5 protein-coding genes and 1 rRNA gene are annotated in these 8,395 nt (G+C 70.3%); 4 read left to right on the forward strand and 2 right to left on the reverse strand.

Annotated features, from left to right (window positions below; all coding sequences use genetic code 11):
• Nucleotides 1–155: 155 nt before the first annotated feature.
• The 3 genes from ABT053_RS42220 (at nucleotide 156) to ABT053_RS42230 (ending at nucleotide 6,291) form a co-directional block, all read left to right on the forward strand.
• Nucleotides 156–2,534, forward strand: a complete 2,379-nt coding sequence (locus ABT053_RS42220) for an HAD-IC family P-type ATPase (RefSeq protein ID WP_350977600.1) — start codon at nucleotides 156–158, stop codon at nucleotides 2,532–2,534.
• Nucleotides 2,531–4,285: an arginine--tRNA ligase gene (gene argS / locus ABT053_RS42225; protein WP_350977602.1), complete on the forward strand. Its 1,755-nt coding sequence runs from the start codon at nucleotides 2,531–2,533 to the stop codon at nucleotides 4,283–4,285. The genes ABT053_RS42220 and argS overlap by 4 nt, the downstream gene beginning before the upstream one ends.
• A gap of 143 nt (nucleotides 4,286–4,428) precedes the next feature.
• A complete protein-coding gene (locus ABT053_RS42230) occupies nucleotides 4,429–6,291 on the forward strand; it encodes a hypothetical protein (protein WP_350977603.1) in 1,863 nt (620 codons plus the stop codon).
• Between the two features lie 339 nt (nucleotides 6,292–6,630).
• Here ABT053_RS42230 and ABT053_RS42235 read toward each other — a convergent pair whose 3' ends face one another.
• Nucleotides 6,631–7,023 (reverse strand): cell division protein SepF, encoded by a 393-nt coding sequence (locus ABT053_RS42235; RefSeq protein ID WP_329086981.1) that lies wholly within the window; start codon nucleotides 7,021–7,023, stop codon nucleotides 6,631–6,633.
• A 206-nt stretch (nucleotides 7,024–7,229) separates the two neighbouring features.
• Between ABT053_RS42235 and ABT053_RS42240 the strand changes: the two genes are divergently transcribed.
• Nucleotides 7,230–8,018 (forward strand): PhzF family phenazine biosynthesis protein, encoded by a 789-nt coding sequence (locus ABT053_RS42240; protein WP_350977606.1) that lies wholly within the window; start codon nucleotides 7,230–7,232, stop codon nucleotides 8,016–8,018.
• Nucleotides 8,019–8,307: 289 nt separating this feature from the next.
• Here the strand turns inward: ABT053_RS42240 and rrf are convergent.
• Nucleotides 8,308–8,395 (reverse strand): 5S ribosomal RNA (gene rrf, locus ABT053_RS42245); the annotation flags it as partial.

The following is an 8,395-nucleotide window of genomic DNA, read 5'->3' on the forward strand; positions in this document are numbered from 1 at the left end:
CCCCTTGGCGCCGTCCCTCCGCTCACGCCCCTTCGGTCACAGATCGCGCATGGGACGCCCATCTACGGTGATATTTCCGGTGTATCGGGTGGTGCCCCCCACCGGGCTTTACGGCCCCGCGTACCCTGAGTCCCAGTCGATCGGCGGGGGGCCGCGTGGAGCAGGTGGCGGAACGAGGGCTGACCTCGGCCGAGGTCGCCGAGCGCGTGGCCGCGGGGCAGGTCAACGACGTCAGGCGCCGGTCGAGCAGGTCGGTCTCGGCGATCGTCAGGGCCAACGTCCTCACCCTCTTCAACGGGGTGATCGGCGTCCTCTGGGTGCTGATCATGATCTTCGGGGAGTGGCAGGACGGGCTCTTCGGACTGGTGATCGTGGCCAACGCGGGCATCGGCATCGTCCAGGAGCTCCGCGCCAAGCGCACCCTCGACCGGCTCGCCATCGTCAACGAGTCCCCGGTCAGGGTCCGCAGGGACGGCTCCGACACCGAGATCCCGCCCCGGCAGGTCGTCCTCGGCGATCTCGTCCTGCTCTCCTCCGGCGACCAGCTGCTCGTCGACGGCGAGACGGTGGACGCCGACGGCCTGGAGGCGGACGAGTCGCTGCTGACCGGCGAGGCCGACCCGGTGCACAAGCGTCCCGGCGACGAGGTCCTGTCCGGCAGCTTCGTGGTCGCCGGGAGGGGCGCCTACATCGCGACCAGGGTCGGCCGCGACGCCTACGCGGCCAGGCTCGCCGAGGAGGCCAGCGCGTTCAGCCTGTCCCACTCGGAGCTGCGCGAAGGCGTCACCCGGTTCATCAAGTACGTGACCTGGCTGGTCATCCCGATCGGCGCCCTGCTCACCTGGAGTCAGGTCAGCAGGCAGACGAGCGTCGGCGAGGCCGTCACCGGCACGGTCGCGGGCATCGTCACCATGATCCCCGAGGGCCTGGTCCTGATGACCAGCATCGCCTTCGCCGTCGGCGTGATCCGGCTGGGCAGGCGCCGCTGCCTGGTCCAGGAACTGCCCGCGATCGAGATCCTGGCCCGGGTCGACACGCTCTGCCTCGACAAGACCGGCACCCTCACCTCCGGCGGCATGGAACTCGACGAGGTCCGCCCGCTCCGCGACGACCTGCCCGTGCACGAGGCCCTGGGCGCGCTGGCCAACCTCGACCCCGACCCCAACCCCACCGCCCGCGCCGTCCGGGCCCGCTACCCCGACTCGCCCGGCTGGACCGCCGCCGCGAAGGTCCCCTTCTCCTCGGCCCGCAAGTGGAGCGGCGCCGAGTTCGGCGAGCACGGCGGCTGGGTCCTGGGCGCCCCCGACATCCTCCTGCCGCCCGGCACGCCTGGATACGACGAGGCCGGGGCGCTCGCCGCCACCGGCCTGCGGGTGCTCGCCCTGTGCCGGGTCGCCTCGCTGCGCGACCCCGACGACCTCGGCACCGTCGAGGCCGCGGCCGTCGTCGTGCTCAGGCAGCGGATCCGCCCGGACGCGGCCGAGACCCTCGCCTACTTCGCCGGGCAGCGCGTCACCGTCAAGGTCATCTCCGGCGACAACCCCGAGTCGGTGTCGGCCATCGCCGTCGCGCTGGGCATCCCCGGCGGGGAGCGCGCGGTGGACGCCCGCACCCTGCCGGAGGACGACCCGGAGAAGCTCGCCGAGATCATGGAGACCAACACCGTCTTCGGCCGGGTCAGCCCGCACCAGAAGCGATTGTTCGTCGGCGCGCTCCAGTCGCGCGGCCACACGGTCGCGATGACCGGCGACGGCGTGAACGACGTGCTCGCGCTCAAGGACGCCGACCTCGGCGTGGCGATGGGCTCCGGCAGCGGCGCCACCCGGGCGGTCGCCCAGGTCGTGCTGATGGACGACGGCTTCGCCAGCCTCCCCTCCGTGGTGGGCGAGGGTCGCCGGGTGCTGGCCAACATCGAACGGGTCGCCGGGCTCTTCCTGACCAAGACCTTCTACGCGATCGTGCTCTCCCTGCTCACCGGGGTCATCGGGCTCGCGTTCCCGTTCGCTCCCCGGCACTCCACGCTGATCAACGCCCTGACGATCGGCGTCCCCGCCTTCTTCCTCGCGCTCGCGCCGAGCAACGAGCGCGCCAGGAGCGGCTTCGTGCCCCGCGTGCTCCGCCTCGCGGTCCCCGCCGGGATCGTCTGCGCCGCCGCCGTCTACCTGTCGTACTGGATCGCGCAGAGCGGCTCCGCCACCCTGGAGGAGAGCCGCACCGCCGCGGTGATCACGCTGTTCGTGGCCGCCTGGTGGGTGCTGGTCCTGGTCGCCCGCCCGTACGTGTGGTGGCGGGTGGTGCTCGTGGCCGCGATGGCCGGGTTGTTCGCGCTCGCCCTCGCCGTCCCGTTCGCCCGCGAGTTCTTCGCGCTCACCCTGGGCGGCCCCGCCGCCGGTCTCACCGCGGCCGGGCTCGGCGTCGCCGCCGGGATCGTGCTGACGGGCGTTTTCATGATCGTGCGATCCCGCCGCACGGAGCCGATCCCGGGTGATATCCAATCGGTTCAGGACCGGCCAGCCGATACCCTTGGAGCATGACCGACCCGCAGCTCGCACTGACCGAGCGCGTCCAGCAGGCGCTGGCCGCCGCCTTCGGTGCGGAATACTCCGACGCAGACCCGCTGATCCGTCCCTCGCAGTTCGCCGACTACCAGGCGAACGTCGCGATGAGCCTGAGCAAGCGACTGCGACGGGCCCCGCGGGAGGTCGCCCAGGAGATCGCCGAGCACCTCACCGGCCGGTCCGCAGACGCCCAGGACGACCCGTTCCCCGGCACCGTCGAGGTGAGCGGCCCCGGCTTCCTCAACCTGACCCTCTCCGACGAGTGGATCGCGGCGCGGGCCTCCGAGATCCTGGCCGACCCGCGCACCGGCGTGAGCCTCGCCGCCTCGCCGCGGACCATCGTGATCGACTACTCCGCGCCCAACGCGGCCAAGGAGATGCACGTCGGCCACCTGCGCACCACGATCGTCGGTGACGCGCTCGCCCGGGTCCACGAGCACCTGGGCCACAAGGTCGTCCGGCAGAACCACCTCGGCGACTGGGGCACGCCGTTCGGCATGCTCATCGAGCACCTGCTCGACATCGGCGAGGAGGCCGCCGTCGCCCAGCTGGAGGCCGGCGAGGGCAACGCCTACTACCAGGCCGCCCGCGCGAAGTTCGACACCGACCCCGAGTTCAACAAGCGCGCCCGCACCCGGGTCGTCACCCTGCAGGCCGAAGAGCCCGAGACGATGCGCCTGTGGCACATCTTCATGGACGCCACGGTCCGCTACTTCAACAAGGTCTACGTCCAGCTCGGCGTGACGCTGACCGACGACGACATCGCCGGCGAGAGCATGTACAACCACGTGCTCGCCCAGGTCTGCGACGAGCTGCAGGAGCGCGGCATCGCCGTCCTCAGCGACGGCGCGCTCTGCGTCTTCCCGCCCGGCTACACCGGCCGCGAGGGCCAGCCGCTGCCCCTGATGATCCGCAAGAGCGACGGCGGCTACGGCTACGGCACCACCGACATGGCCACGATCCGCTACCGGGTCCAGGACCTCAAGGCCGACCGCATCCTCTACGTGATCGGCGCGACCCAGTCGCTGCACATGTCGATGGTGTTCGACTCGGCCAGGCTGGCGGGCTGGCTGCCCGACCACGTCAGGGCCGAGCACGTCCAGATCGGCAGCGTGCTGGGCTCCGACGGCAAGATGTTCAAGACCAGGAGCGGGAAGTCCATCAAGCTCGTGGAGCTGCTCGACGAGGCCGAGACCAGGGCCGCCGAGGTGCTCAGGGACAGCGACTACGCCGACGCCGAGCGCACGGAGATCGCGCACGCCGTCGGCATGGGCGCGGTCAAGTACGCCGACCTGTCGGTCAGCCACGACAGCGAGTACGTCTTCGACTTCGACCGCATGCTGGCCCTGACCGGCAACACCGGCCCCTACCTGCAGTACGCCCAGGCCCGCATCCGCTCCATCTTCCGCAGGGGCGGGGTGACCCCGGCGGAGACGACCGGCCCGATCGTGCTGGGCCACCCGGCCGAGCGCGCCCTGGCGCTGCAACTCCTCGGGTTCGGCTCGGTCGTCGAGGAGATGGCGGAGAACTCGGCGCCCCACAAGACGGCCTCCTACCTCTTCGACACCGCGAGCGCCTTCACCACGTTCTTCGAGAACTGCCCGGTGCTGAAGGACGACGTCGACGCGGCCACCCGCGCCTCGCGGCTCGCCCTGTGCGCGCTCACCCTGAAGGTTCTGGAGACAGGCCTGAGCCTTCTCGGCGTCCCGGTCCCCGAGCGCATGTAACCTGTCCACCAGATGATCGTCTTTATTGGGAAAATGAAGACGATCATCTGGCAAAGTCATGTTCGGCGCGCCTCCCTGCGGGGATGTCCCAAGCGCAATACGCTGGCGCGGTCATCGGTCACAACTTCGGGGAGCTCTCTGCCTTGAGCACGGACCTGACCGCGAACGTGAGCACGGACACCGCGAGCCTGAGCACCGACCTGACCGCGGACCTGGGCACGAGCCTGAGCACCGACCTGGCCACGACGCTGGACGCGGACCTGGCGGCGACCACGGCCCCGGACCTGGCGGCGACCGCGGACCTGGCCGCGGACGTGGACACCGTCCTGGTCCCGGCCACGAACACCGGCCCGGCCGTCGACCTGGCCACGGGCTCGGCCGTCGACCTGACCACAGCCTCGGGTACGAACTCCGCGGCCATGAGCACCGCGCCCTCGCACCCCAACCCCGCGCCCACCGAGACCCCGCACACCGATCTCCCACACACGGGCAGCTCGCGCACCGAGGCCTCGCCAGCCGAGGCGGCGCTGCGCCGCCGTGTCGACGCGCTCCTCACCGAGCTGGCCGCGGGCATCGTCCCCACCGGCGTACCCGCGGGCTTCGAAGGCACGTCCGAGCAGACCTCCGCGCAAACCTCCGAGCAAACACCTGAGCACACCTGCGAGCACATGTCCGGCCACTGGCTGGCTCCGGCCGTCGAGGCGCTCGTGCTGATCATGCGCGGCGAGGAGTCACTCGAACCCCTCGCCCGCGCCGCGCAGCGTGACGAGCAGCGGACCGCGCTCTTCCTCTGCCTCGCCCTCGCCGTGGCCGGCCACGGCGACCGCATCCACGCCTCATGGCTCGGCACCGCCTTCGGTGAGCTCTCCCTGGACCGCCCGGTGACCCACGGCCAGCGGGCGCTCTGGCTCGCCGCCGCCCGCGGGGCGTACGGCCCGGCGGGCAAGATCTTCGTTCTCCGCAAGCTCGACGCGGTGGCCGCCTCTCCCGCGTCCGAGCCCGACCGGTGGCTGCGCGCGCTCGTCCCCGACGAGCCCTCCACGGCCGTGTCACCGGCCCTGGCCGGTTTCGCGGACCTCGCCGAACTCCCCGAGCTGGCCGCCCCCGTACACGCCGCCGCCCGGCTGGCCCACCTGCTCGACCGCTGCGCCGAGATCACCTCGGCCCGCGAGAGCAGGGGAGGCGACGGCGCCACCGCTGGGAAGACCGATTCCGTGAACGGTTCCGCCGCTCGGGCGGACGGCGGCGCGGCCGACGAGGCGCGCGACCGTACGGAGGGGAGCGCCGACGGCCTGGGCGACCTCGCGCTCCTCACCGCCGCGCGGGCGGACCGCTCAGGCGAGACGACCGTCGTGTGGAGCGAGGACGAGCCGCTGACCGTCCTCCGCCGGCTGGCGGGTTCCGGCACCCACGAGCGGCCGACGAGACCGCTCACCGGCCACCTGCTCGGCGACCTGCGCCCCGGCTCCCACCCCTACCTGGCGGCGATCGCGCTCCACGTGGCCGCGCCCATCGTACGAGCAGCGGCCGAGACCCTCGCCGAGGCCACCCGGGCCGAGGCCCCCGAGTCGGTCACCATGCCGATCCTCGGCCACCAGGTGACGCTCAGGCCCGAGGGTCCGGATCCCGAGTCGCTGGGGGCCGCCGAAGAGCGGATCGCCACCGAGGGAGCACCGGCTCGCGGCCGTCCCTGGGCGGCCTACGTGCTGCTCGCCCTCGCCCCGGTGATCCTGGCGATCACACTCGTCCTCTCCGTCCTCCCCCTCGCGCCGCTCGCGCTCCTGCCGGCCGCGGGAGGCGCCTACAGGCTGTGGCGCAGGCGGCAGCGTGAGCGAGCGGACGCCGAGTACGTCGTCACGCAGCTCGCCGAACTCAGGGAGCTCGCCCAGGGCGCGGTGTGGGCACTGCACGAGTACGCCCACGAGTCGGAGGGCCGGATCAAGACGGCGACCTCCGACCTGGCCGAGCTCACCCGCCTGCTCCGCAGGGGCCCCCGAGCGGGCTGACCGCTCACACGGCCTCACCACCCGGCTCAGCCGTTCATGGTGTCCATGGGTGTTCATGGTGTGCTCGCCGCGGGGTCTTCACATCGGCGCACATCACCGGAAGCGTCCTCACATCGGCGCGCATCATGGTCACATCGGCGCGCATCATGGGGAGCGTCTTTCACGCCGGCGCGTACCACCGAGGGTGTCCGATGAACGGCCCTGACGCGCAGCCTCGCCATCGAGGGGGAAGGCCGCCCTTCGCCGAAGGCCGAAGGCGGCCTCGCACCCGTACCGGATCCGACCAGGGCCGATCGCTCACGATCACCCAGGACCCGTACCGGCGAGACCGCTCAAGCGTCAGCCGTTGGTGATCTCCACCTCGGCGGGGGCCAGCAGGAAGACCTTCTCCGCGATCCGCTCGATACGCCCCTCACAGCCGTACGCCAGCCCCGCGACGAAGTCGACCATGCGGGTGGCCTCGGCGGTGCTCATACCGCTGACGTCCATGATGACGGTCTGACCGTCGCGGAAGTGCTGCCCGATGACCGGTGCGTCGTTGTACTTCATCGGCGTCAGCATCACGATCCGCGAGGGCTCGTTCATCGCGCGCCAGCGCTTGGCCGCGCGCTCCGAGGCAGACTGCCAGTCTTCCTCCTCGCCCTCGACCTCGTCCTCGTAGTCGTAGGACTCGTCATAATGCTCGGCCCCGCCCAGGCCAAGGTAGCTCGCCACCTTGCGCACTGCCCCCATCGGCTCGTCCTTTCGCCAGGACCACGCCGTGTCCGGCCTGTCCCTACACCTTGGACGGTAACCGACGACGAGAAGTTCGCCATGCGACACGCCCAGCGCTTATTTCCACTTTGTACGGCTACCGCACTGGTTTGCCTGATCCCCGACTTTGCCTGATCTCCTGACCCAACTTCAACCGATATCTTCGGCGCCGCTAGCATCGCGTCATGCTCGTCTACACGGTCGATTCGTTTACCGATGAATTTTTCAAGGGTAACCCCGCCGGGGTCTGCGTACTCGGCAATCCGGTCCCTGACACCTGGATGCAGTCCGTGGCGGCGGAGATGAGGCACTCCGAGACAGCCTTCCTGCTCGGAGCGGAGGACGGCGGACCGTACCCGCTCCGTTGGTTCACGCCGGTGACCGAGGTGGCCCTGTGTGGGCATGCGACCCTGGCCGCGGCGCATGTGCTGTATTCCACGGGAACGGTCCCAGAAACCCTCGAATTCTCAACGAAGAGCGGAATCCTGTCCGTGACCAGGGATAAATACGACTTAATCAGCATGGATTTCCCGGCAAAAGTACTCCAAGCGACGATCCCTCCGGAGGGACTGATCGATGCGCTCGGAGTTAAACCTGTTTGGACAGGAAAAAATGTTTGGGATTATCTCGTGGAGGTCGAGTCCGAGGACGCCGTGCTCGCCGCCGCCCCCGACTTCCGCGCCCTGGAGGCCGTCGACGCGCGGGGCGTCATCGTGACGGCTCGGGCCTCGCGTGCCGGCGCCGACTACGTGTCCCGATTCTTCGCCCCCAGGGTCGGAGTCCCCGAGGATCCGGTCACGGGCTCCGCCCATTGCGCGCTCGCGCCCTACTGGTCGTCCAAGCTCGGCTCCGACAAATTGGTAGGTGCCCAGCTGTCACAGCGTGGGGGTGTGGTCCGCACGACCGTACGAGGCGACCGGGTCGAACTCGCGGGAAACGCGGTAACCGTTCTCTCCGGCGAACTCCACGTCTAGGACTTCATCCCCTCCGTCCTCCGGATTTCGTCTCCCGAGTCCTTGTCTCCCGGATTCCGAGGCTCCGTTCCGGCCCGGCGACCACCGCTCGTGTCCCCACCACCCCTTCATGCCCTTCATCGCCCCTGACCTGCGACCTGCCCTCACCCCGAACGCCCCGAACGCCCCGAACGCCGCCACAACGCGAAAAGGGCCCCCACCCAGCGGTGAAGGCCCCTGTCTCGTCTGCCTCGTCACAGCACACAACAACGAAGGCCCCCACCAATGGTGGGGGCCCTCATCAATGATTGTCCGGCGGTGACCTACTCTCCCACACCGTCCCCGGTGCAGTACCATCGGCGCTGAAGAGCTTAACTTCCGGGTTCGGAATGTAACCG

It is taken from the genome of Streptosporangium sp. NPDC002524, assembly GCF_040295985.1.
Lineage (GTDB): Bacteria > Actinomycetota > Actinomycetes > Streptosporangiales > Streptosporangiaceae > Streptosporangium.